Origin of the sequence: Dactylosporangium sp. NPDC051484 (genome assembly GCF_040689395.1) — a bacterium.
In the GTDB taxonomy this organism is placed as follows: domain Bacteria; phylum Actinomycetota; class Actinomycetes; order Mycobacteriales; family Micromonosporaceae; genus Dactylosporangium.
Map to the genome: position 1 here is coordinate 147,186 of NZ_JBFAZX010000002.1, position 21,935 is coordinate 169,120.

Annotated in this window: 22 protein-coding genes; 6 read left to right on the forward strand and 16 right to left on the reverse strand. The window is 72.2% G+C overall.

All coding sequences use genetic code 11. The features are described 5' to 3' along the window. Positions 1 to 93 precede the first annotated feature (93 nt). The 11 genes from AB0367_RS04620 to mftR form a co-directional block, all read right to left on the reverse strand. Positions 94 to 1,566 carry an amidohydrolase family protein gene (locus AB0367_RS04620; protein ID WP_366224782.1) on the reverse strand — a complete coding sequence of 491 codons (1,473 nt, stop codon included), beginning with the start codon at positions 1,564 to 1,566 and terminating at the stop codon, positions 94 to 96. Continuing rightward, entirely contained in the window at positions 1,563 to 2,165 is a 603-nt protein-coding gene (locus AB0367_RS04625; protein ID WP_366224783.1) for a thiamine pyrophosphate-dependent enzyme, read from the reverse strand. Before AB0367_RS04625 ends, AB0367_RS04620 begins: the two co-directional genes overlap by 4 nt. Next, positions 2,162 to 2,689, reverse strand: a complete 528-nt coding sequence (locus tag AB0367_RS04630) for a thiamine pyrophosphate-binding protein (protein WP_366224784.1) — start codon at positions 2,687 to 2,689, stop codon at positions 2,162 to 2,164. The genes AB0367_RS04625 and AB0367_RS04630 overlap by 4 nt, the downstream gene beginning before the upstream one ends. Further along, positions 2,682 to 6,053, reverse strand: coding sequence for a molybdopterin cofactor-binding domain-containing protein (locus AB0367_RS04635; protein ID WP_366224785.1), 3,372 nt, complete (start codon positions 6,051 to 6,053; stop codon positions 2,682 to 2,684). Before AB0367_RS04635 ends, AB0367_RS04630 begins: the two co-directional genes overlap by 8 nt. Next, complete coding sequence (locus AB0367_RS04640; RefSeq protein WP_366224786.1) at positions 6,050 to 6,562, reverse strand: 2Fe-2S iron-sulfur cluster-binding protein; 513 nt, start codon at positions 6,560 to 6,562, stop codon at positions 6,050 to 6,052. Before AB0367_RS04640 ends, AB0367_RS04635 begins: the two co-directional genes overlap by 4 nt. A gap of 1 nt (position 6,563) precedes the next feature. After that, a complete protein-coding gene (locus tag AB0367_RS04645; protein ID WP_366224787.1) occupies positions 6,564 to 7,199 on the reverse strand; it encodes an isochorismatase family cysteine hydrolase in 636 nt (211 codons plus the stop codon). Continuing rightward, positions 7,189 to 8,589, reverse strand: coding sequence for an amidohydrolase family protein (locus AB0367_RS04650; RefSeq protein WP_366224788.1), 1,401 nt, complete (start codon positions 8,587 to 8,589; stop codon positions 7,189 to 7,191). Before AB0367_RS04650 ends, AB0367_RS04645 begins: the two co-directional genes overlap by 11 nt. A gap of 241 nt (positions 8,590 to 8,830) precedes the next feature. Continuing rightward, positions 8,831 to 9,547 carry a mycofactocin biosynthesis peptidyl-dipeptidase MftE gene (mftE, locus tag AB0367_RS04655; RefSeq protein ID WP_366224789.1) on the reverse strand — a complete coding sequence of 239 codons (717 nt, stop codon included), beginning with the start codon at positions 9,545 to 9,547 and terminating at the stop codon, positions 8,831 to 8,833. Next, the gene (gene mftF / locus AB0367_RS04660; protein WP_366224790.1) at positions 9,544 to 10,968 is read right to left on the reverse strand and encodes a mycofactocin biosynthesis glycosyltransferase MftF; all 1,425 of its coding nucleotides are present in this window, start codon (positions 10,966 to 10,968) and stop codon (positions 9,544 to 9,546) included. Before mftF ends, mftE begins: the two co-directional genes overlap by 4 nt. After that, positions 10,965 to 11,795 carry an SDR family oxidoreductase gene (locus tag AB0367_RS04665; RefSeq protein WP_366224791.1) on the reverse strand — a complete coding sequence of 277 codons (831 nt, stop codon included), beginning with the start codon at positions 11,793 to 11,795 and terminating at the stop codon, positions 10,965 to 10,967. Before AB0367_RS04665 ends, mftF begins: the two co-directional genes overlap by 4 nt. A gap of 167 nt (positions 11,796 to 11,962) precedes the next feature. Beyond that, entirely contained in the window at positions 11,963 to 12,577 is a 615-nt protein-coding gene (mftR, locus tag AB0367_RS04670) for a mycofactocin system transcriptional regulator (RefSeq protein ID WP_366224792.1), read from the reverse strand. A 92-nt stretch (positions 12,578 to 12,669) separates the two neighbouring features. On the opposite strand from mftR, the gene mftA reads away from it, so the two are divergent. From mftA to mftD, 4 genes are read left to right on the forward strand one after another with little or no spacing between them, the layout of a single operon-like run. Next, a complete protein-coding gene (mftA, locus tag AB0367_RS04675; protein ID WP_366224793.1) occupies positions 12,670 to 12,813 on the forward strand; it encodes a mycofactocin precursor MftA in 144 nt (47 codons plus the stop codon). Between the two features lie 30 nt (positions 12,814 to 12,843). Then, a complete protein-coding gene (mftB, locus tag AB0367_RS04680) occupies positions 12,844 to 13,146 on the forward strand; it encodes a mycofactocin biosynthesis chaperone MftB (protein ID WP_366224794.1) in 303 nt (100 codons plus the stop codon). Beyond that, the gene (gene mftC / locus AB0367_RS04685) at positions 13,143 to 14,366 is read left to right on the forward strand and encodes a mycofactocin radical SAM maturase (protein WP_366224795.1); all 1,224 of its coding nucleotides are present in this window, start codon (positions 13,143 to 13,145) and stop codon (positions 14,364 to 14,366) included. Before mftB ends, mftC begins: the two co-directional genes overlap by 4 nt. Next, a complete protein-coding gene (mftD, locus tag AB0367_RS04690) occupies positions 14,363 to 15,556 on the forward strand; it encodes a pre-mycofactocin synthase MftD (protein ID WP_366224796.1) in 1,194 nt (397 codons plus the stop codon). Before mftC ends, mftD begins: the two co-directional genes overlap by 4 nt. Positions 15,557 to 15,601: 45 nt before the next feature. Here mftD and AB0367_RS04695 read toward each other — a convergent pair whose 3' ends face one another. Genes AB0367_RS04695 through AB0367_RS04715 form a run of 5 tightly spaced genes read right to left on the reverse strand, consistent with a single transcriptional unit; the run spans position 15,602 to position 20,602 of the window. After that, positions 15,602 to 17,410 carry an anthranilate synthase family protein gene (locus AB0367_RS04695; RefSeq protein WP_366224797.1) on the reverse strand — a complete coding sequence of 603 codons (1,809 nt, stop codon included), beginning with the start codon at positions 17,408 to 17,410 and terminating at the stop codon, positions 15,602 to 15,604. Continuing rightward, the gene (locus AB0367_RS04700) at positions 17,410 to 18,033 is read right to left on the reverse strand and encodes an isochorismatase family protein (protein WP_366224798.1); all 624 of its coding nucleotides are present in this window, start codon (positions 18,031 to 18,033) and stop codon (positions 17,410 to 17,412) included. Before AB0367_RS04700 ends, AB0367_RS04695 begins: the two co-directional genes overlap by 1 nt. Positions 18,034 to 18,041: 8 nt before the next feature. Further along, positions 18,042 to 18,812, reverse strand: a complete 771-nt coding sequence (locus tag AB0367_RS04705; RefSeq protein ID WP_366224799.1) for a 2,3-dihydro-2,3-dihydroxybenzoate dehydrogenase — start codon at positions 18,810 to 18,812, stop codon at positions 18,042 to 18,044. A 10-nt stretch (positions 18,813 to 18,822) separates the two neighbouring features. After that, positions 18,823 to 19,995 carry a 3-deoxy-7-phosphoheptulonate synthase gene (locus tag AB0367_RS04710; RefSeq protein WP_366224800.1) on the reverse strand — a complete coding sequence of 391 codons (1,173 nt, stop codon included), beginning with the start codon at positions 19,993 to 19,995 and terminating at the stop codon, positions 18,823 to 18,825. Then, positions 19,988 to 20,602: an NAD(P)H-dependent oxidoreductase gene (locus AB0367_RS04715; RefSeq protein ID WP_366224801.1), complete on the reverse strand. Its 615-nt coding sequence runs from the start codon at positions 20,600 to 20,602 to the stop codon at positions 19,988 to 19,990. The genes AB0367_RS04710 and AB0367_RS04715 overlap by 8 nt, the downstream gene beginning before the upstream one ends. Positions 20,603 to 20,623: 21 nt before the next feature. Between AB0367_RS04715 and AB0367_RS04720 the strand changes: the two genes are divergently transcribed. Further along, the gene (locus tag AB0367_RS04720; protein WP_366224802.1) at positions 20,624 to 20,746 is read left to right on the forward strand and encodes a hypothetical protein; all 123 of its coding nucleotides are present in this window, start codon (positions 20,624 to 20,626) and stop codon (positions 20,744 to 20,746) included. 61 nt (positions 20,747 to 20,807) lie between these two features. Then, positions 20,808 to 21,905 carry a transposase gene (locus AB0367_RS04725; RefSeq protein WP_366224803.1) on the forward strand — a complete coding sequence of 366 codons (1,098 nt, stop codon included), beginning with the start codon at positions 20,808 to 20,810 and terminating at the stop codon, positions 21,903 to 21,905. Positions 21,906 to 21,935 lie beyond the last annotated feature (30 nt).

Consider the following 21,935-nt stretch of genomic DNA (forward strand, 5'->3'; position numbering starts at 1 on the left):
ATGTTCACATCATCATCAACGACTACACGCGAAGGTCGGACCGCCCGGTACGAGTACCGGGCGATCCGACTTATGCGGTTCGCTGGCGCTGTTTCAGTGGCAACGATCGCCGACGCCGCCGACAGCGGCCTCGATCTGCTCGAGCACCGGGCGGAACTCCTCGAAGCGAGCCAGCCGGTCCGGGAGGGTGCTCCAGATCCTCGCCGCGATCTCGCGCGCCTCGGCACGGATCGCCGACTCGTCCACCGTCGTGATCCGGCGGTCGGCGAGCAGCGCCCGCCCTTCGACGTAGACGCTGCGCACCGCGCTGCCCAGCTCACCGTAGGCAAGCTGCTGGCGAAGCTGCGCCGCAGGGGCGGGCCACACGTAGTCGATGTCCAGCACGGTGAGATCCGCCCGGGCGCCGACGGCCAGCCGGCCGATGTCGGAGCCCATCGCCGCGGCGCCGTTGGCCCAGCACATCGTCAGGCCGTCCATGGCGGTGGGCCAGGTGCTCTGCGGACCTTGGACGCGATGCACGATCGTCGAGAGCTTGAGCGTCTCGAACATGTTCTGCGTGTCGTTGCTGCTCGCCCCGTCGGATCCGATCGCCACCCTGGCGCCCGCGCGCAGCAGCGCGGGCACGGGCGCGACTCCAGCACCGAGCTTGAGGTTGCTCGCCGGGTTGTGCACGGCGACCGCCGGAGTCCCCGCGAAGATCTGCACCTCGCGGTCGTCGAGCCAGATCGCGTGCGCGAAGGACGCCCAGGGCTCCAGCGCGCCCATCGCGGCGAGAAACTCCACGGTGCTGACGCCGTAGCGCTCCTTCGCCACCGTCATCTGGGACGCCGCGGACAGCAGGTGGGTCTGCAGCCTGGCCCCGCGGCTTCGGGCGAGGTCGATGCTCGCCTCGAACAGCGGCGTCGAGCAGCGCGGCAGGGAGGACGGGCCGAGGATCGGCTGGACCCGGGCGGAGCGGCCGGCCCAGCGGTCGATGAAGCGGCCGGCCGCCGCGAGCACCTGATCGGGCTGTGCGATCGGTGGCTTGCGCAGGGCGGCGCCGCCGGGGACCAGATCGATGGGGATGGACGAGAAGAAGTCCAGGTCCGAGTACTGGATCGCCACGTTCGCGCGCATGCCGAGATCCACGTACGCCTGCATGATGGCGTCCATGCCGTCGTCGACCCATTCGATGTCCGCGCGCGCGCAGTCCAGCACGGCGGTGGTACCGCTGCGCAGCATCTCCAGGCCCCCGACCATCGCCGAGACGTAGAGGTCGCGCGGCGAGAGGCGCGCGCCGGCGCCCCCGTAGCTGGCCAGTGTCATCCAGGCATCGAGCGGCAGCGCGTCGCACAGCCCCTTCTCGATGGTCTGGTTGGAGTGCGTGTGCGCGTTGATCAGCCCTGGGATGACGATGTCCCCAGCCAGGTCCACGACCTCGGCCGGCCCGGAGGCGACCGAGTCGTGACGTTGCGCGGCACCCGCCCCGAGGTCGGTGATCACGCCGTCGACGATGACCACGTCACCGGTCTCGCCACCGTGCCGCAGATCCAGAAGCCTGCCGTTGCGCAGAATCAGCGCCGTCATCCCGCGTCTTCCCTTCGCGATTCCCAATTGCGGAGTTGTTCCTGGAACTGCACACGCGCCTCCACCCCGGACAGCTCGCCCGGGCCGCCGTACGGCGAATCCTCCGCATCGACCTCGGCGACCAGCAGTGCCGGCGCCACCGGAGCCGAGAGCAGAGCCTCGACTCCGGCACGCAGCGTGTCCCCCGATACCGCGCGCTCGAGGGTGCGCACCCACGGCCATCCCGCCCCGAGCGCGACGGCGCCGAGGTCCGCCCGCCCGGCCGCGGCCAGCGGTTGTCCGCCACCCGTCTCGTACCGGCCGTTGTGGAAGACGACCACGCGCAGGTTCCCGGCCCCGGCGTCGGCGATCGCGAGCAGCACGCCGAGGTTCATGACGAGGTCGCCGTCGCCTTCGAGCAACAGGAACTGCAGGTCCGGCCGGGCCAGCGCCGCACCCAGCGCCAGGCCCGGCGCGGCGCCCATCGGGTCGGAGCCGAAGAACGTGGGATTCGGCCCGCCGTGCTCACGCCAGGCGCGCCCGGCGCTACCCAGGCTCGTGATGATCACGTGGTTCGGCGCGGCGGCCGCGATCACCGCCGCCAGTTCGGCGCGCTTCATGCGGCCGCACCCAGCAGCGCACTGCGGGAGCACATCAGCACGACCGGACGGCGCTGCAGCCACGCCTGCTCACTGGCGCGCTCGAACAGCCAGTCGTCCTGGGGGCCGCTCACCTGATGGACGCTCAACCCGGCGGCCGTGGCCACGCCGGTACTCACTTGGCCCTTGTACATCTGGTAGTAGAAACCGTCCTCTGCGCCGCCCCGCGCCGCGGCGACGATGAGCAGCGGGAGCTGGTGGTGGTAGGAGAATGCGGCGAGCACGTTCGTCGCCAGGAGCACCCCGGCGTTCTGGCACAGCACGACCGACCGCTTGCCCATCAGCGCCGCACCACCGGCGATCGCCACGGCGTCGTCCTCACGGCTGACCCGAACGTGCCTGATGTGCTCGTCCGCGGCGACCCGATCGATGAGCGGGCTCAGCCAGCTGTCCGGCAGGGACGCGGCGAGTTCCACGCCGCCGGCGCGCAGCCGCTCGGCGATCCGCCGCGCGCGCTCGGCCCCGTTCAACCCGGTCTCACTCATGGCCGCCTCCGCCGCCGAGCAGCCGGTCGGTGACCTGACCCAACAATCCGACCGCGGCGTCGAGCTTCCACCGCGTGCCCGGTAAGGGATGTGCCTGCCACTCGAACTCCTTGCTGAGAAGTGAGGTCACCGTCTGCCGGGTGGGGCGGGTGCCCGACAGTTCGGCGCAGAGTCGCCGCGGGATCCACGGCGTCGCCGCCAGCCCGCCGAACGCGAAACGTGGTGATGCCCAACGACCGTCGGGGGCGATCGAGACCGAGGCGGCGACAGACACCAGTGCGAAGTCGCCGTCCCACTGCTGCAGCTTGGCGAACGCGCCGGAGCTACCGCGTGCGCCGGCGGCGATCGAAACCGACTCGATCAACTCGGCCGGCCGCAGCCGCAGTTCCCCCGGACCCTTGAACAGCCCCGCGATGGAGGTGATCCGGGCGCCCGAAGGCCCCGCGACGCGCACCTGCGCATCCAGCACGGCGAACACCGTGGCGAGGTCCGACGGCGTCACGGCCTGGCAGCGATGGGCGCCGATCGCCGCGTGGTGCAGCCGGTGATCACCGGACACGGCATAGCAGGGGCACGTCACGCCGCCCCGCTTGTAGCAGTCGAAGCCGTTGCGGAAGAACCAGCAGCGCTTCGCCTGCCCGAGGTTACCGCCGACCGTTGCCACCTCGCGGATCTGTGCCGAGGCGATCGTGTCGACGGCCTCGGCGAGCAACGGCATCCGTCCCTCCGCCCACTGCCCGAGTTCGCTCAGGGTCGCCGCCGCACCGATCCGCAGCCCACCGTCGCCCAACTCGTCGATCGTGCGCATCGCGCTGATCCGTGACGTGCCCACGAGTACCCGCGGGAACGCCAGGGCCTGATCGCGCTGGACGACGAGATCGCTGCCGCCGCCCATGACCACCGCATCGGGTGCGGCCAGGGCCGCGACGGCGTCGGTCACGGTGGCCGGCAGGCCGATCGCCTCGACCGGTCGCGGCTGCGGGCGGCGCGCCCACCGCGTGCCGACGCGGTCGAGCAGGTGATGCAGGCCCAGCGGGTACATCCTGCGGAACAGCTCGATCTGCCAGCGCGACGGGCGGCGTGCCAGGTGGTGGCGGCGCGGCGGTGTGCCGGCGTGCTCCCGCAGCGCGGTGAGGACGACATCCGGCGTGAGCGGGAGTTCCCGGAACCGGATGCCGGTCGCCGCGTACACGGCGTTGAGCAGCGCGGGTGCGGCGGGGATGATGGCGACCTCGCCGACGCTTTTGGCGTTGAACGGCCCGGCCGGCTCCGGTCCCTCGATCAGCTCGACGTCGATCGACGGCACCGCCGTCGAACGCGGCAACGAGTAGTGCAGATACGACGGGTTGACCACGCGGCCGCCCTCGTAGATCAGCCGCTCGCCCAGCGCCGCGCCGAGTCCCTGCACGACACCGCCGATGACCTGGCCGGTGACCAGGGCCGGGTTGATCGCCCGGCCGATGTCGTGGGCCGCGACGTAGTCGAGGATCGTGATCACCCCGGTGTCCGGGTCGACCTCGACCTCGACCGCGTGCGCGGCGAACGAGTAGCTCGCCGAGATGTTCGGGCGGTCGATGCCGGTCCAGTAGGGCTGCATCCGTTTCTCGAGGTACTCGAGGTCGATGCGCAGGCTGCCGTTGACCGACTCCGGCGCCAGCTCGACCAGTTCGCCGATCTCGACGGCGGCGTCGGGCGACTCGACCCGGCCCGCGCGCAGGCGCACCTGCGAGGTCCCCAGCTTGGCCGCGCCGAGCTCCAGCAGGCGATCGGCGACCGCCTGGGCGGTCTGCCGGGTGGCATGACCGCCCATGTGGGTACCGCGTGAGGACCAGGCTCCCATGTCCGGCGGGGTCTCGTCCCAGTCGGACATGATGACCCGCACCCGCTCGAACGGGACGTCAAGCACCTCGGCGGCGATCTGCCCCAGGATCGTGCGCTGTCCCGTGCCGGCGTCCGCCCCGCCGAAACGCACCACGACGTCGCCGGTACTGGTCACCTCGACGCCGGCCGCGCTGACGTTCCCGCCCGGGTAGGCGTATGAGCCGCTCGCGTGCATCCCGGACGCGACGCCCACGCCGCGCCAAGGCCGCTTCGCGCGCCGCTTCTCGTCCCAGCCGATCCGCTCACGCACGCTGTGCAGGCACTCGACCAGCCGATTCGAGCCGATCAACGCCCCGGCGAGCGCCTGGGTGTCGGGCCGGCCGGCATTGTGGATACGGAACTCCAGCGGATCGCGGCCGCATCGCTCGGCGAGCTCGTCGACCGCGGACTCGAGCGCGATCCCCGTCTGGGGTTGGCCGTATCCGCGAAACTGCCCGCCGGGCACCAGGTTCGTGTCGACCAGCCGAGCGTCCCACCGCACGGCGTCCGGTCGGTACATCGACCCGAGCTGCTTGATGCCGGCACGCATCACCGAGGGCCCGTAATGGTTGTACGCGCCGTTGTCGACGTCGACCGTGACGTCCAGGAAACAGATCCGGTCGTCGGCGTCGGTGTGCGCGACCAGCGTTGTGGTGAACGCGTGCCGCGGCTTCGTGAACGCGAACTCCTCGGCGCGCGAGAGCTCCAGCAGTACCGGCTGCCCGCACTTCATCGACAGCGCGGCGGCCAGCGCCTCGTGCTCGGACACCTTCGACTTCGATCCGAAGCCACCACCGACCGACACGTCGCGGCAGACCACCTGGTCCAGCCGCAGCCCGAGCACCCGCGCCAGCTCGTGCACGACGAAGTGCGGCGCCTGGGAGGAGGTCCACAGTTCCAGCCGATCGTCGTGCCACCAGGCGATCGTGGTGTTCGGCTCCATGCAGGCATGGTTGACCCGGGGATAGCGGTAGGTGCCCTCGACCGAGGTGACGGCGTTGCGGGTGGCCAGTTCCAGATCGCCCCAGTGACCCGCCGTGGCCATGGCAACGTTCGTTCCGCTCGATCGCTTGTGCAGCAGGGGTGCCCGCCGGCCAAGCGCGGCCGGCACGGACAGCACGGCCGGCAGCCGGCGGTAGCGGACCACGATCCGTCGCACCGCCTCCTCGGCCGCCTCGGCGGTGTCGGCGGCGACCGCCGCCACCTCGTGGCCGACATAGAGCACGCGGTCGACGGCCAGCGGCGAGCGGTCGGAGTACGGCTCGCCGCTGTGCTCGTACATGACCCCGGGCGCGAAGTCGGCAGCGGTGACGATCGCCCGGACCCCGGGCACCCGCAGCGCTTCGCTGACGTCGAGCCGCTGGATCCGCGCGTGCGGGACCGGTGCGCGCAGCACCCGCGCCACCAGCGTCGCGGCGGGCGGCGCGTCCGCGGCGTAGCGGGCCGTGCCTGACGTCTTCTCGACCCAGTCGATCGGACGCACGGAACGACCGACCACGCTCACGCGCCGGCCTCCACAGCCTGCCGGCGCGACTGCGCCACCGCGCAGACGGCGTCCACGATCTGGCGATAGCCGGTGCACCGGCAGACGTTGCCCGCCATGGCGCGGGTGATCTCGTCCCGGCTTCGGTGCGGATTCTCGCGAAGCACGGCCTCGGCGCGCACGACCTGTCCCGGCGTGCAGAACCCGCATTGGAACGCGGCGTGATCGGCGAACGCGGCGCGCAGGTCGTCGCACGCCTCTCCCAGTCCGGCAGCGGTGGTGACATCCGCGGACACGAGCGCGGCCAGCGTCGTGCAGGCCATGATCGCCCGGCCGTCGACGAGAACGGTGCAGGCACCGCACTCGCCGCGCCGGCAGGACGCTTTCGGCGCCGTGTAGCCGGCGGCGCGCAGCTCGTCCAGCAGGGTCGCGTGCGGCGGCCCCGTGATCGTCAGCCGCGCGCCGTCGACCGTGAGCGTTCGTACCGGCTCGTCCGCTGACCCTCCCGGTGCTCCGGTGGGAGTTGGCATCTCAGCGCTCCAGCGCTTCCGTCAACCCGGTCAGGTCGGTGACGACGCCGTGGAATCGTTCGATGCTCGCCAGGGTCGCGGCATGCGCTGCGTCATCAGAGTCGGCTACACAATCGGCGGGAACGACGACGTCGAAGTCCCGCGCGTAGGCGTCGCGGATCGTCGAGTCGACACAGAAGCTCGTGGTCGTCCCGGTCACGATCAGCACCTGAACGGCGCGCATGCGCAGCTCGCCCTCGAGCGTGGTCTGGAAGAACGCGCTCGAACGGTGCTTCACGACGATCTCGTCCCGCTCCTGCCGGACGGCCTTCATCTCGTCCAGGAGCTCGGCGTCCCAGGTGCCGCGCCGGCAGAGCTCCAGCTTGACGCCACGCCGCTCCAGGTGCGACGGGATCCGCCGGCGCCCGCGGGTGACGTCGTCGTTGTAGTGCACCTGCTGGGTGAACCACACCGGGATGTCCAGGCGGTGCGCCAGGTCGATCGCCGTGATCACGTTGGGGATGATCTCTCGCGGGCGGCGCACGGCGTCCGCGCCGAAGGCCTGCCCACGCGAACCGTCGGGGTGGCAGAAGCCGTTCTGCATATCGACGACCAGCAGCCCGACCTCTCGCGGATCGAGCTTGACACTAAGCGGCATGCCAGTTCCTTCCCTTGGTAAGGTCGGGCTCGGGTTTGGTGATCACTTGACCGCTACCGGGTTCGGCCAGGACCTCGCCGTCGCGGAAGATGACTTCGCCACGGCGCATCGTCAACGTCGGCCAGCCGCGCAGGGGCACACCCTCGAACGCGCTGGGGAACTCGCTCCGCGTGACCTCGGGCCCGACCGTGACCTCGTTGTCCAGGTCGACCACGACGAGATCGGCGTCCGAGCCGACCTGCAGCGTGCCCTTGCGCGGGTAGAGGCCGAACAGCCGAGCCGGGTTGTACGCCATGGTCTCGGCGACCTTCTCCAAGGTGATGCGGCCCTTGAGGAAGCCCTCGGTCAACACGACGGGAAGCATCGTGGCCAGACCCGCGAAGCCCGGGGCCTCCTCCCAGAAGCCCTTGCCGGACTTGGCGATCGGAACGTGGTCGGATCCGATGGTGGCGATCCAGCCCTCGCGCAGGCCGCGCCAGAGTTCGGCCTGGTGCTCCGCGTTGCGCAGGGCCGGGGCGACCTTCCCGACCCCCGAGCCGTGGGCGGTGAGCCGGGGGTCGTCGGCGGTGAGCGCGAGGTAGTGCGGGCACGTCTCGAGCACGACGGTGCGCCCCTTGCGCCGTGACTCGGCCGCCGCGTCCACGGCCATGCCCACGGTGGTGTGGGGCACGTACAGCGGGCACTGCTGGAGGTCGGCCAGCCAGATCGCCCGGAGCAGGTCCTGCTCCTCGACGAAGTCGGGGCGCGACTCGGTATAGGCGGCCAAGTCGTTGCCGCCGCGGGACTTCACCTGGGCGGTGAGGTGGCACACCAGCGAGTCGTCCTCGCAGTGGACCATGCACCAGGCGTGCGGACCGAGCTCGCGGATGCGCTCCATCGCCGCGTAGAGCACCGCGTCGTTGACCGAGACCAGTCCGATCGGGTTCCCCGGCTCGTAGCCGCCCATGTAGAACTTGAAGCTCGTCACGCCGAACTCCTCGGCGTACCGCGGGATCTCGTACACCTGCTCCATCGTCGAGATGATGAAGTGGAACTGCGTGTCGACGAGCATCCGGGTCCGGGCCAGTTCCAGCTCGGCCGGGAACGTGTCGAGGAAGGACTTGCCGGAGCGGCGATACTGCAACACGGTGGTCACGCCCCCGCGCGCCGCACTGGCCGTCTCGGAGGCGAAGATCTCGGCGAGCGGCCGGCCACCGCCCAGGTGGACGTGTGGGTCGACCAGCCCCGGCAGCACGTACTTGCCGCCACAGTCGATCCGTTCGGCGGCCTCGGGGAGCGCCCGCTCGTCACCGATGGCCACGACGCGACCGTCCGCGATGGCGATCGCGGCGTCGACGATGCCGCTCGGGCTGACGATCCGTCCGCCCACGACCAGCTTGTCTACCTGCATGTGTCTTCCAGTCCTCGCCTCGTGATGGCCGAAGATCATCGAGCCGTGCGCCGGGACGGCATGCGGCTCGCGGGAGGGTAGCTGTCGGCCGCTAACCCAAGGGGTTGGGAACATCTCACGCCGCCGGACCGTCCTGACCCAGTGGCCGAACCGGTGCGGCAATGCCGTCCATGGGACGCTATCCAGGGCGCTAGACCATGTCAAGAATGCGGAACGACATCTTGCAATATAAGATGGCTGCCTACGCCGGCGAGGCCCCGCCGACCGTGGTCAGCAGGCCGGTCAGGGCCGCGTCGGCGCGCTGGACGAGATGCGTGAACAGCTCGGCACCCTGCTCGCCGGACGCGCCGGTGGGGTTGCCGAGCACGCCGTTCGCGCTCACGGCTCGGACGCCGTCCGCGCGCAGTCGCGGCATGAGCTCGACGATCGGCGCCGTCTCGCCGGGCTCCGCCAGGTCGAGACGGACCCGGGCCGGGTCGAGGTGGAGCATGAGGGAGGTCTCCGTCCGGCCGGCATGGGCGTCCCCGCCCGGGACCGTCAGGTGGTGGACGACGACCGGTATGCCTTCGCGTTCGCCGGCGGCGCGGACCTGCCGCAGCGCGTCGACGTTGCCACCGTGCCCGTTGACGATGAATACCGCGCGCCACCAGCGCGAAGCGCGTCGAACGAGCTCACTGACCAGGTGCGCCAAGGCCTCCGTGCCGATCGACAGCGTCCCCGGGAAGGCCGCGTGCTCGTCACTGGCACCCAGCCGCAGGACCGGCGCGAGACCGACCTGCGGGCGGATCCGGTGCAGGCGCCGCGCGACGGCATCCGCGATGAACGCGTCGGTGTCGAGGGGAAGGTGCGGTCCATGCTGCTCGGTCGAGCCGATCGGCAGGACCAGGACATCGCGATGGGCCGCCTCGACCTCGGGCCAGCGTGCGTCTTGCAGCGGCGGCATCGGATGTGCTCTCATCGGCGCCGCTGGAAGCCTGGGAGATCAGGGAGGTCACGGACCCGCGGCAGCAGTGGGCCCGGGACGCGGGATCGCAGGCAACTGCGCCACACCCCGATGCTGTAGGCCACGTCGTCCAGGGCACGGGCGAGCACCGTCGCCCCGGCGGCGCGCGCGGTCTGCGCGCACGAGGCGCCCGCGCGGTACTCCTGTATGGCGGCGCTCGACGCCACCTCGGCGTAGCCGGCCGCGATCGCCAGGAGCAGCCGCCGCCGCAGGGGCGGGTGCGCAAGCGCTACCGCGACCGCTGTCACCGGCAGGAACGGGCGGACCATCCAGCGGCCGAGGCCGGTGATGGCGAGCAGCTGGCCGCGGGCGGCCAACCGCCGCGCCTGCCCCGGCGGGAGTTGGGGAAGCTCACGCGGCGCGCCGGCGATCGCGAAGCCGGCGGCCGCCACGCCCAGCTCGGGGCGACCGGCGACGCCCAGCAGCCACGGTGCCAGCGACCCGATCGACACGTTGGCGTGGCGGATCGTCCCGGGGTGGCGAACTTCGAGCAGTCCGACGCTGTCTCCGTAGAAGCGCCGCCGGGACAGGGCTTTCCACAACGACGGGCGCGGCTGGTGCGACACGACGATGCGTGGTTCGTAGCGGACGCGGCCGCGGTCGGTGAACCGCCACACGAGATCGACGTCCTCTCCCACGGGCATCGCCTCGTCGAAGCCACCGACGGCGCGGAAGTGATCGCGGTCGACGATCAGCGTGGCGGTGGGGACGAAGCTGACGGCCGAGCCGGCGACGACGTCCGCCGGGACCCGCCCGAAGTCGAGGGCGCTCGCCCGCGACTCGACGATTCCGACGAGACCGGGCGCACGGGTGGTGACGACGCGGGGCGCGACGGCGATCACGCCGGGCTCGGCGGTCACGCCGAGGAGGGCACCGAGCCAGCCCGCGGGCGGCTGGACATCGGCGTCGACGAAGGCGATCCACCGGGTTTCCGCGAGCGCGGCGCCGGAATTTCGTGCCGCGGCCGCGCCGCGCCGCTGAGCATGACGGATGACGACGACGTCCGGGCGCCCCTCCGCGAGCGGTGCGAGGGGTTCGGGCGATCCGTCGTCGACCACGACGACCGGCACCCCGCGAGGGATGCGCTCCAACAGCCGGCGCACCGGCTCGGGTGCCGACAGTGCCGGGATGACCACCGTGACATCGGCGGGCGTGACCGGCTCCGCCATGGGCGGCACGAGCATGCCGGCCCGGACCAGCTTGGCGGCGAGTCGCCCGCTCGCCGACTCGGGCGGCGGCGGCTGCGAGGCGGCCAGCAGCTGCGAGAGGGCCGCCACGCCCTTGGGGGCCAGACGCATGACCCGGTAGGGCGAGCCGCCGACGAGGGTGGCCGCGTCCGGCCGCTCGACGCCCGGGGCCAGCTCAAACGCGGTCATCCGGTGAACCCGCCGTCCACGGCGAATGCCGTGCCGGTGGTGGCGGAGGCGGCCGCGGAGCACAGCCAGGCCACGGCGGCGGCCACCTCCTCGGGTTCGAGGAGGCGCCCGAGCCGCTGGTGACGGGCGAAGTCGTCGGCCGAGTTCAACCCGTAGGCCCGGGCGGTGCGGGTGAGCAGGGCGGTCCGGGTACTGCCCGGCAGGACGGCATTCGCCGTGATGCCCGAATCGCCCAGGTCGGCGGCCAGGGCCCGGATGTACCCGAGCGCGGCGTGCTTGGCGGCGACGTACGAGGCCAGCCGGGGCAAGCCGCGCTCCCCGGCCGAGGAGACGACTGCGACGAAGCGGCACCGGGACGCCTCGGCCCGGCCCAGCATGCGCGGCACCGCCGCACGCGCGAGGTTCGCCACGCCGTGCAGGTTGACCGCCAGGTCCCGATCGAGGTCAGCGGGCGTCTGCTCCCAGGCCGGCCCGTCCGCTGCGATCACGCCGGCGACCGCCACCGCCGCGACGAGGCGATCTCCCGCCGCCGCGACGAGGGCGTCGACGTCGGCGGGGCTGCGTACGTCGCACGGGCGGGCGGTCACCCGCGCGCCGAGCGCGCGGCACGCGTCGGCGACCTCGTCGAGCTCCGCCAGCGTGGCCAGGTGATAGCCCAGATCGGACACCACGCACGGATCGGGCACGTCGCCGAGCACGAGGTCGTAGTCACCGGCCAGCTGCCTGGCGACCGCGGCGCCGATGCCTCGCGCCGCGCCGGTGATGACCGCGACAGGCCGGGATTCGTCCACGACACTGCCGGGCGAGGCCGGGATCGCCGCCGTCACGGCGCCTCGACCCGCCGGTCATGGGCGCCCAACGCGGCGCGACGCAGCGGATGGGCGAAGGTCTTGGTCATGGCGGCCCCTTCGGAGTGTCCGGCCTGCGTGGACCCTACCTGCACCCGGTGCCAAAACAAAGATTCGACGGGCGACCGCTCCGGCCGGCGCCGACCCTAGGGCCCCTCGTGTCCGCAGAAGCCCGCGGCCAGCTCACGAAACGCCGTGTCCAACAGGGCGCCGAGGGGTGTGTGCGCATCGAGCAGCCACTGCTCGTACGAGGCGATCGCGGCGCCGAGTGCCGCGTAGCCGATGACGCACGGAAGGAAGTCGCCGGGGCGCTGCCCGAGCCGCCGGGCCGCGAACTCCGCGATGACGGCGCGCCATTCGGCGTAGCGCAGCGTCGAGTGCGCCTGCAGCGCCGGAACGGTGAGGATCAGGGACATGCGGTGGCGGTGTGACGCCAAGGTCGCGGGATCGTAGGTGTTGAAGGCGATCACGGCGCCGCGGATCGCGTCCATGAACGGAAGCTCGTCGTGGCTGGTGTTCAGCCATTCGCGCATGCGATCGAGCTCGCGGTCGAAGTCACCCCACACGACGTCGTTCTTGGACGGGTAGTAGCGGAAGAAGGTACGCCGGCCGATGCCGGCGGCGGCCGCGATGTCGTCCACGGCCGTCTCGTCGAAGCCTCGGGTTGCGAACAGCTCGAGCGCCAGCCGCTCCAGCTCCCCCCGGGACGTCGAGGGCTTGCGGCCGGAACGCCGCACGTCGGGCGAGGACGTTTCTGCCAACGGTCGACCCATCCCTCTTCCATTCGGCACCCGGTGCCATTATCGTGCTCTGCACACGGCGGGAGTCCCTGCCCGAGCTTTGGGAGCATGCTATGAGTCGCTCGTACCCTTCGGCCACCGCACCGGCCGAGCAGCTGTCCGCGACGGCGATCGACGAGGCCGTCGAGGTGCGCCACGACGACGCCGACCTCCTCATCGAGGACGTGTCGATCGACGGCATGTGCGGCGTCTACTAAACCGTCCCGCTACCGACGGGAGGGCTACCCGTGCAACGCTTCGACGCCACTCAACCGTGGACCCTGCACCCCCAGGTCTCCGTGCGACCTGAACCGTTCGGGGCCCTGCTGTACCACTTCGGTACGCGCCGGCTGTCCTTCCTCAAGGACCGCGTGCTGTTCGACGTCGTGCGCGCTCTCCCCGATGCCGCGTCAGCACGGGAGGCATGCTGTGCGGCGGGGCTCGGCGAGGCCGAGCTGCCTCGATACGAGGACGCCCTGGCGACCCTCGCCGCCCGCCACATGCTCGTGCCGGCGCGGCCCCATCCAACACCCCCGGAGGATACCCCGTGACCCTCGCACCGGTAGCCCCGGTCGCCCGCAGCCTGGTCGATCACTTCCAGCTCGGTCTGGACGCACCGATCTGCCTGACCTGGGAACTGACCTACGCCTGCAACCTGTCGTGCGTACACTGCCTGTCCAGCAGCGGCCGGCGCGACCCGCGCGAGCTGTCGACCGCCGAGGCCAAGGCCGTCATCGACGAGCTGGAACGCATGCAGGTGTTCTACGTCAACATCGGTGGCGGCGAGCCGACGGTCCGCCCCGACTTCTGGGAGCTCGTCGACTACGCGACAGCACATCACGTCGGCGTGAAGTTCTCGACGAACGGGGTGAAGATCAGCCCCGAGGTCGCCCAGCGCCTCGCCGCCAGCGACTACGTCGACGTACAGATCTCGCTGGACGGCGCGACGGCCGAGGTCAACGACGCGGTCCGCGGTGCCGGCTCCTGGGCCACCGCCATGCGCGCGATGAGCAACCTTCGTGACGCCGGCTTCCGCGGCTTCAAGCTCTCCGTCGTGGTCACCCGCCACAACGTCAGCCAGCTCGACGAGTTCAAGGCCATCGCCGACGCCTACGGCGCCCAGCTCCGCCTCACCCGGCTGCGGCCCGCCGGACGGGGTGCGGACGTGTGGAACGAACTGCACCCGACCGGCGCGCAGCAGCGGCAGCTGTACGACTGGCTCGTCGCACACGGCGAAGAGGTGCTGACCGGCGACTCCTTCTTCCACCTCTCGGCCTACGGGCAGGCCCTGCCCGGGCTGAACCTCTGCGGCGCCGGACGGGTGGTGTGCCTGATCGACCCCGTCGGCGACGTCTACGCCTGCCCGTTCGCCATCCATGAGTCGTTCCTGGCCGGCAACATCCGCGACGAGGGCGGCTTCACCCGCGTCTGGCGCGAGTCCGACCTGTTCACCGACCTGCGCCAGCCCCAGTCCGGCGGCGCCTGCTCGAGCTGCGCCCACTTCGACTCCTGCCGCGGCGGCTGCATGGCCGCGAAGTTCTTCACCGGCCTGCCGCTGGACGGTCCGGACCCGGAGTGCGTCCAAGGCTACGGTGAGGCGGCCCTCGCCGGCGTCGAGAGCGACTCCCGGCCGCGCCCGTTCCCCGACCACTCCCACCGCACGCAGCGCGCCACCCGCAGCACCGCGGTGCCGGTGACCATCGGACGCCGCCCCGACCGGGCCTGCGACGAGGACCCCCTTGCCGGCTTCAGCACGGAGCGTTCCGCATGAGCAACGGCTGGTTCGAGACCGTGGCGGAGGCGCAGCGGCGTGCCAAGAAGCGCCTGCCCAAGTCGGTGTACGGCGCACTCATCGCCGGTTCGGAGAGCGGCCTGACACTCGAGGACAACCGGCGGGCGTTCGGCGAACTCGGCTTCGCCCCCCACGTGGCCGGCTTGTCCGCCCAGCGAGACCTGGCGACCACGGTCATGGGCGAGGACATCTCCCTGCCGGTGATCATCTCACCGACCGGCGTGCAGGCCGTTCACCCCGACGGCGAGGTCGCGGTCGCACGTGCCGCGGCCGCCCGCGGCACGGTCATGTCGCTGAGCTCGTTCGCCAGCAAGCCGCTGGAAGAGGTCGTCACCGTCAACCCGCGGACGTTCTTCCAGAGCTACTGGATGGGCTCCCGGGAACAGATGGTCAGTCGCCTCGAAGCCGCCAAGGCGGCCGGCGCCCGAGGGCTCATCGCCACGCTGGACTGGTCGTTCTCCCACGGCCGGGACTGGGGAAGCCCCTCCATCCCCGAGCGCATGAACGTCAAGGCGATGCTGCGATACGCCCCGCAGGCACTGAGCCGCCCGCGGTGGCTGCTGAACTATGCCAAGACCGGTCGCGTCCCAGACCTGACCGTGCCCAACCTGGCCGAGGGCGGCACGACGCCGACCTTCTTCGGGGCGTACGGGCAGTGGATGCAGACCCCGCCGCCCAGCTGGGACGACGTCCGCTGGATGCGCGAACAGTGGGACGGGCCCTTCATGCTCAAGGGCGTCATCCGCGTCGATGACGCCAAACGGGCCGTCGACTGCGGGGTCACCGCCATCTCGGTGTCCAATCACGGGGGCAACAACCTTGACACGACACCGGCGTCGATCCGCGCGCTGCCGGCGATCGCCAGTGCCGTGGGCGGGCAGATCGAGGTGCTGCTCGACGGTGGAATCCGCCGCGGCAGCGACGTCGTCAAGGCGGTCGCCCTGGGCGCCAGGGCGGTGATGATCGGCCGGGCATACCTGTGGGGCCTCGCCGCCAACGGCCAGGCCGGCGTCGAGAACGTCCTGGACATCCTCCGCGGCGGGATCGACTCCGTCCTGCTCGGGCTGGGCCACTCCTCGATCCACGACCTCAGCCCGGACGACATCGTCATCCCACCCGGCTTCGAGCGCAGGCTGGGCATGCCGGCCGAAGCGCCGGCGGTGCTCTGATCGACGCGATCACGGCCCGCGGCGGGGCCCCACGTATGACAAACCTCAGGTGCGAAGGAGGGGGGTCAGCAAGTCCGCCAGGATGGGAACGCCGTTGTGGGTCAGCACCGACTCGGGGTGGAACTGCATCGACGCGAACCATGGTGAGCGCAGTGCGTGCACCTCGCCGGTGTCGGCGTCACGGCTGATTTCTGCGACGCCGCCGCCCGGCAGCTCCACCTTGTCGTCGTCGCTGTACGCCGCGAAGGTGTTGTAAAAGCCGACCAGCTCGGGCCGGCCGAAGAGGTCGACGCGGCGCTGGAGGCCCTGGTTGGGCGCCGGGCGGCGGGCGACGCGCAGGCCCAGCCGGGCGCTCAGCACCTGATGGCTCAGGCACACCGCCAGCACCGGCCGCCGCCGGGAGAGCAGCGTGTCCACTGTGGATCGCAGGTGGGCGATCTTCGGGTGGGCCATGTCGCTCGGGTCGCCCGGGCCCGGGCCGAGGACGACCAGGTCGTGGTCGTCGAGCGTGTACGGCTCGTCGTATCGCCGCACCGTCACCTCAAGGCCCAGCGAGCCCAGTTGCAGGGAGAGCATCCGGGTGAAGGTGTCCTCGGCGTCCACCACCAGCACCCGGTGGCCGGGCACGGGCGCCGCCGAACGTTTGGCGGCGCCCGTGAGCCAGAACCCCGCCAGGCCGATGTTGCGCCGGGCGAGGGCTGCCCGGACCCGGTGGTGCTCCGAGAAGTCGGGCACGCCCCCGGCAGCGGCGGCTCCAGCAGGAGTGGCCGCGACGGCGGACCCGCGCAGCGCGGCCAGCAGGGCCGACGCCTTCGCCTCGGTCTCGGCGACCTCGGCCGCCGGGTCCGAGTGCCGCACGAGCGTGGCGCCGACTCCGATGCTCAGCCGCCCGTCCCGGGTGATCTCGGCGGTCCGGATGAGGATGGCCGAGTCCAGCTCGTCCCCGTCGATCAGCGCGGCGACGCCGCTGTAGTAGCCACGGCCCTGCTGTTCGTGCCGCGCGATGACCCGGCACGCGTTCTCCAGCGGGCTGCCGACGACGGTCGGGGCGAACAGCGTCTCGCGCAGGATCTCGCGCGGGTCCAGCGAGGTGCGGCCGCGGATGAAGTACTCGGTGTGGGCGAGCCGGGTCATCTGCCGCAGGTACGGGCCGTCGACCCGGCCGCCCTCCGGGCAGATGCGGGCCATCATCTTCAGCTCCTCGTCGAGGACCATGGCCAGCTCGTCGGTCTCCTTGCGGTCGGCGAGGAAGTCGAGCAGGCCGGACACGGTGGGGCCGGACGGGCCGTATCGGAACGTGCCACTGATCGGGTTCATCACCGCCTCGCCGTCCTGGACGCTGATGTGGCGTTCCGGGGTGGCGCCGACGAACGTGCGGTCGCCGGTGTGGATGAGGAACGTCCAGTACGCGCCGGACTCGCCGAGCAGCAGCCGGCGGAAGCACGACAGCGCGTGGGCCAGCTCGTAGTCCTCGACGTCGGCGACGAACGAGCGGCGGATGACGAAGTTGGCCCCTTCACCCGTGCCGATCTCGTCGGCGACGACACGGCGCACGGTGTCGTCGTAACGGCCGCCGTCGAAGCGCCCGTCCGACAGCGGCACCGGCAGGTCCGGCAGCAGCGCGCCGGCCAGGGACAACGGTAGTACCGACCGGGTGGCGATCCGCAGGGCGAGCAGGGGCGCGCCGTCGTCGACGCACTCGTAGCCGCGCTCGGCGACCTGCCGGAACGGCACGAGCACGAGGACCGGCGCCGGCGGTACCGACGCGAGATCGCCCACTGTGGACAGTGAGCCGGTGAGGACCTCGACACCGTCCACGCAGGACGGACGATGCAGCAGCGCGAACGGCTCCATCACACACCGGCCCCGACCAGCAGTCGCGCCGTGGTGGTGACGACCGCGCAGCGGCGCGCCGCGTAGTCGACGGCGAGGCGGTGGTCCTCGGCGGAGAAGTCGCCGACCGCGTCGGCGACGAGGAACGGCTGGATGTCGTTGGTGAACGCCTCGACGAGCGTGGCGAGGATCCCGACGTGCGCGTAGACGCCGCACACGACGAGCTGGTCGCGGCCGGCGGCCCGCATCCGTTCCAGCAGGTCGGAGCGGAAGAACGCGCTGTAGCGCCACTTCGTGAACACCCAGTCGTCCGGCTCCGGCGCCAGCTGCGGCTCGATCTCCCGGTCGGCGGGCGTCAGGCGCATGCCGGGGCCCCAGAAGTCGGCGAGCAGCCCGCGGTCCTGCGGGGTCATGCCGCCGGGCTGCGCGGTGTACGCCACCGGCAGGCCGGACGAGTGCCGCAGGCGGGCCACGTTGCCGACGAGCTCGCGACGGAACGCGTCGGCGAAGGGCCTCAGGAAGTACCGTTGCATGTCGTGGATCAGCAGGACGGCACGGCTCGGATCGGGCTTCCAGGTCGCGGTGTTCGCGGGCAGGTCCGCCGCCGTGGGCAGCGGGTAGGGCTGGATCGGGGCCAGTGACATGCTCTCTCCTAGACGCCGAGCGCGGCGCCGCCGTCGACGGTCAGCGCGTGCATCGTGATGTGTCCGGCCCGGTCGGACAGCAGGAAGACCACGGCGTCGGCCACGTCGTCCGGGCTGGCGATCTTCCGCAGCGGGATGCCGACGCGGTAGGCGTCGAGCCGGCCGTCGATGGTGGCGCGGCGCGCGCTCTCGTCCGGCCACATGCCGTGCAGCATCGGGGTGTCGGTGGAGCCGGGCGCGACGAGGTTGCACCGGATGCCGTGGCCCGCGACCTCGAGGCCGAGGCACTTGGTGAACATCGTGGCAGCGGCCTTGGACGCGGCGTAGGCGGCCATCCCCTGCCGCGGCGTCTCGGCGGCGTTGGAGGCCACGGTGACGATCGCGCCGCGCCCGCGCGGGACCATGCGGTTGACCACCGCGCGCGAGACGACGAACACGCCGGTGGTGTTGACCGCGAACGTCGCCGACCAGTCGTCGTCGGTGAGCCGGGCCGCGTCCGCGAGGCGGAGCACCCCGGCGGCGTTGACGAGGTAGTCGATGGGGCCGTCGCGCCGCTCGACCAGGTCGACGGCGGCCTCGACCTCATCACGGCGGGTCACGTCGGCCGGGATCGCGAGCACCCGCAGGCCCTCGGCGGTGAGTCCGGCCACCGCGGCGGCGAGCCGATCGGCGTCGCGGTCGACGGCGGCGACGAGCACGCCTTGACCGGCGAGCGCCTTGACCACGGCGGCGCCGATGCCGCCGGCGGCCCCGGTCACCAGGGCGATCTTGTCGTGCACAGGAACCTCCTCAGCCGCTCCATGCCGCGATGACGGACATGGCCTGCGATGGGTTGAGCCGCGGATCGCACAGGGTGGTGTACTTGTCGCCGACGCGATCGGCGCACGAGGCGTCCGCGACGCACTCGGTCACGTCGTCGGGTGTGGTCTCCAGGTGCAGGCCGCCCGCGACGCCGCCCGCCTCGCGGACCGTGCACTGGAAGGAGCGCACCTCGCGCAGGACGGTCTCCAGGAATCTGGTCTTCAGCCCGTGCGGGGTGGTGACCGTGTTGCCGTGCATCGGGTCGACGAGCCACACGACCGGGTGTCCGGCGGCGTGGACGGCCGCGGCGAGCACCGGCAGGCGCTCGTCGATGGCGTCGGCGCCGAGCCGCGCGATGAGCGTCAGCCGGCCGGGCTCGCGGTGCGGGTCGAGGCGCTGGCACAGCGCGAGCAGGTCTTCGGCGCGGGTGCCGGGACCGACCTTGCAGGCGACCGGGTTGACGACCGCGGCCAGCAGCGCGACGTGGGCGCCGTCGAGCTGCCGGGTCCGCTCGCCGATCCACGGCCAGTGCGTGGAGGCGAGCAGCAGCCGGCCGGTCGCGGTGCGGCGCAGCTGGGGCAGCTCGTAGTCCAGCAGGAGCGCCTCGTGGCTGGCCCAGGTGGGCGGCGTGAGCCGCGGCGTGCCCGGGCGGGCCTGCCAGCCGAGGTGCGCGAGCACGTCGCGGGCGGTGTGGTAGCCGGCGACGAGCCGCGCCGGGTCGGGCCGGCGGCGCTCCGGGTCCGGCTCGGGGCCGTTGATCAGGTGCCCGCGGTAGACCGGCAGCTCCTGGCCGCCGACGACCTCGGTGTCGCGGCTGCGCGGCTTGGCGAGCTGGCCGGCGAGCCGCCCGACGCGCAGGACGGGCCGGCCGGTGTCGAGCTGCAGAGCGCCGGCGAGCATGTCGATGAGGCCGGCCTTGCGGGTGACGTCGCCGTACGTGCACTCACCAGGGTCCTCGGCGCAGTCGCCGGCCTGCACGACGTACGCCTCGCCGGCCGCCACCCGGGCGAGCCGGGCGCGCAGATCGAGGACGTCGGCCGGCCGCACGAGCGCCGGCTGCCGCGTCAGCGTCTCGCGCGCGGCGGCGAGCCCGGCGGGATCGCCCCAGTCCGGCTGCTGCCGGGCGGGGCGGGACCGCACGTCGGCGAGGATGTCATCCATCGGTGCCCGCCACGAGGGCCGCCGCGACCGCGAGGGTGCGCCGCGTCTGGAACTCCACCGCGGCGAGGTTGTCGTCGGTGACGTTGCCGGGCTGGTTGCGCGAGACGTTGCTCGCGCCGTACGGGTTGCCGTTGGTCGGCCGGAACAGCACCGGGTCGGTGGAGCCGGTCGGCACGATCACGGCGCCCCAGTGGCAGAACGTGTTGTGCAGGGCCAGGATCGTGCTCACCTGGCCGCCGTGCGGTGCCGAACCGGAGGTGAACGCGCCGACGGCCTTCGCGGCGAGCCGGCCGCCGATCGACAGCGGCGCGGTCGTGTCGAGGAAGTGCATGAGCTGCGGCGCCGGCAGGCCGAACCGCACCGGTGCGCCGATCAGCACCGCGTCGGCCCAGTCGAGATCGTCGAGCGTGGCCTCGGGGACGTCCCGGGTGGCCTCGGTGTGCCGTAGCCACGCGTCCCGGTCGGTGACGGCGGGCTCGGCCACCAGCTCGGGGATCCGTCGCAGCCGGACGTCGGCGCCGGCCTTGGTCGCCGCGTCGGCTGCGGCCTCGGCGAGCCGGAACACGTTGCCGGTCGAGGAATAGAAGATGACGGAAACGTTGGTCATTGCCTTGGTACTCCTCGCGAAGTGCCGTTGTCGGCCGCCATCGTCGGCATGGCCCGGCTGCGGCGGCAACGGGCGGCGCGGGAGTACGTCACGTGCGGCCCTGACCACCGCCACGCCGCGCAGCACGGTGGTCCGGCCACCTAGGCAGGGCCGCACCTGCCCCGGCACGGTGTTTCTCGCACACCGTGGATGTTGAGGGGGAACGATGCCTGACGACGCCGACCGGGCCGTCGCCGAACTGTGCGGGGAGCTGTTCGCCGGGCTGCCGCGCAAGGACCAGCGGCGGCGCGGCGTCGAGTACGTCCACGGCTTGCTGCGCACGTCAGGGCGCAAGTCGATCCGCAACATCGCCGGGGCCGCGAACGAGCAGCGGCTGCACCACTTCGTCAGCGACTCGACCTGGGACTGGATGCCGGTCCGCCGGGCGCTGCGCGAGCACCTGCTGCGGTCCGCGCCGCCGCTCGCCTGGGTCGTCCACTCGATGATCATTCCGAAGGCGGGTGAGCACACGGTCGGCGTCGGCCGCCGGTACTGCCACACCCGAGGGTCGTTCCTCAGCGCCCAGCACGCGATGGGCCTGTGGGCGGCCGCACCGGGCTGGAGCAGCCCGGTGCACTGGCGCCTGCACCTGTCGGCGACCTGGCTGGGTGACGCCGACCGGCGCCGGCGGGCCGCGATCCCGGCCGCGGCGGTGCCGCAGCCCGTCGACGAGTGCCTGGTCGACACCTACCTGGAGCTGGTCGCCGACCGGGAGCTGCCGGTGGTGCTGGACGCGCGGGACCTCGACGCGCCGGCCGTGATCCGCCGGCTGCGGGCGGCCGGCGCACCGGTGCTGGTCCGGATCGACGGCGCGACGCCGCTGTGCCCGGACGCGCCGATCCCCGGCCACGCGGGCGGAGCGCTGCCCGCGGCGCAGCTGCTCGAGATGGTCCGGCACACCCGCCGGCCGGTGTTCGGCGCCGGTGCCGCGCTGGCCACGACCCGCACCGTCCGGTTGCCCGGGCCGGGCCGCCCCGACGACCTGGTGCTGCTCGGGGTCGGCGGACCCGGCCCGGGGTGGCCGGGCGAGGTGTGGCTGACCACGTGCACCGGGCACGGCCTCGCCGACCTGGTGCGGCTCGGGCGCCTTCCGGCGCGGGTCGGCACGGACCTCATCGGGATCGGCGACCGGGTGGGACTGCGCGACTTCACCGGCCGGTCGTTCGCCGGCTGGCACCGGCACATCACGCTCGCCTCCGCCGCGCACGCGCTCGTCGCCCTGCACGGCGCCGCACCCGAGGACAACCTCCGCCGCGCCGGCTGATCGCCGCGCCGGTCCGGCCCGCGACGCGCT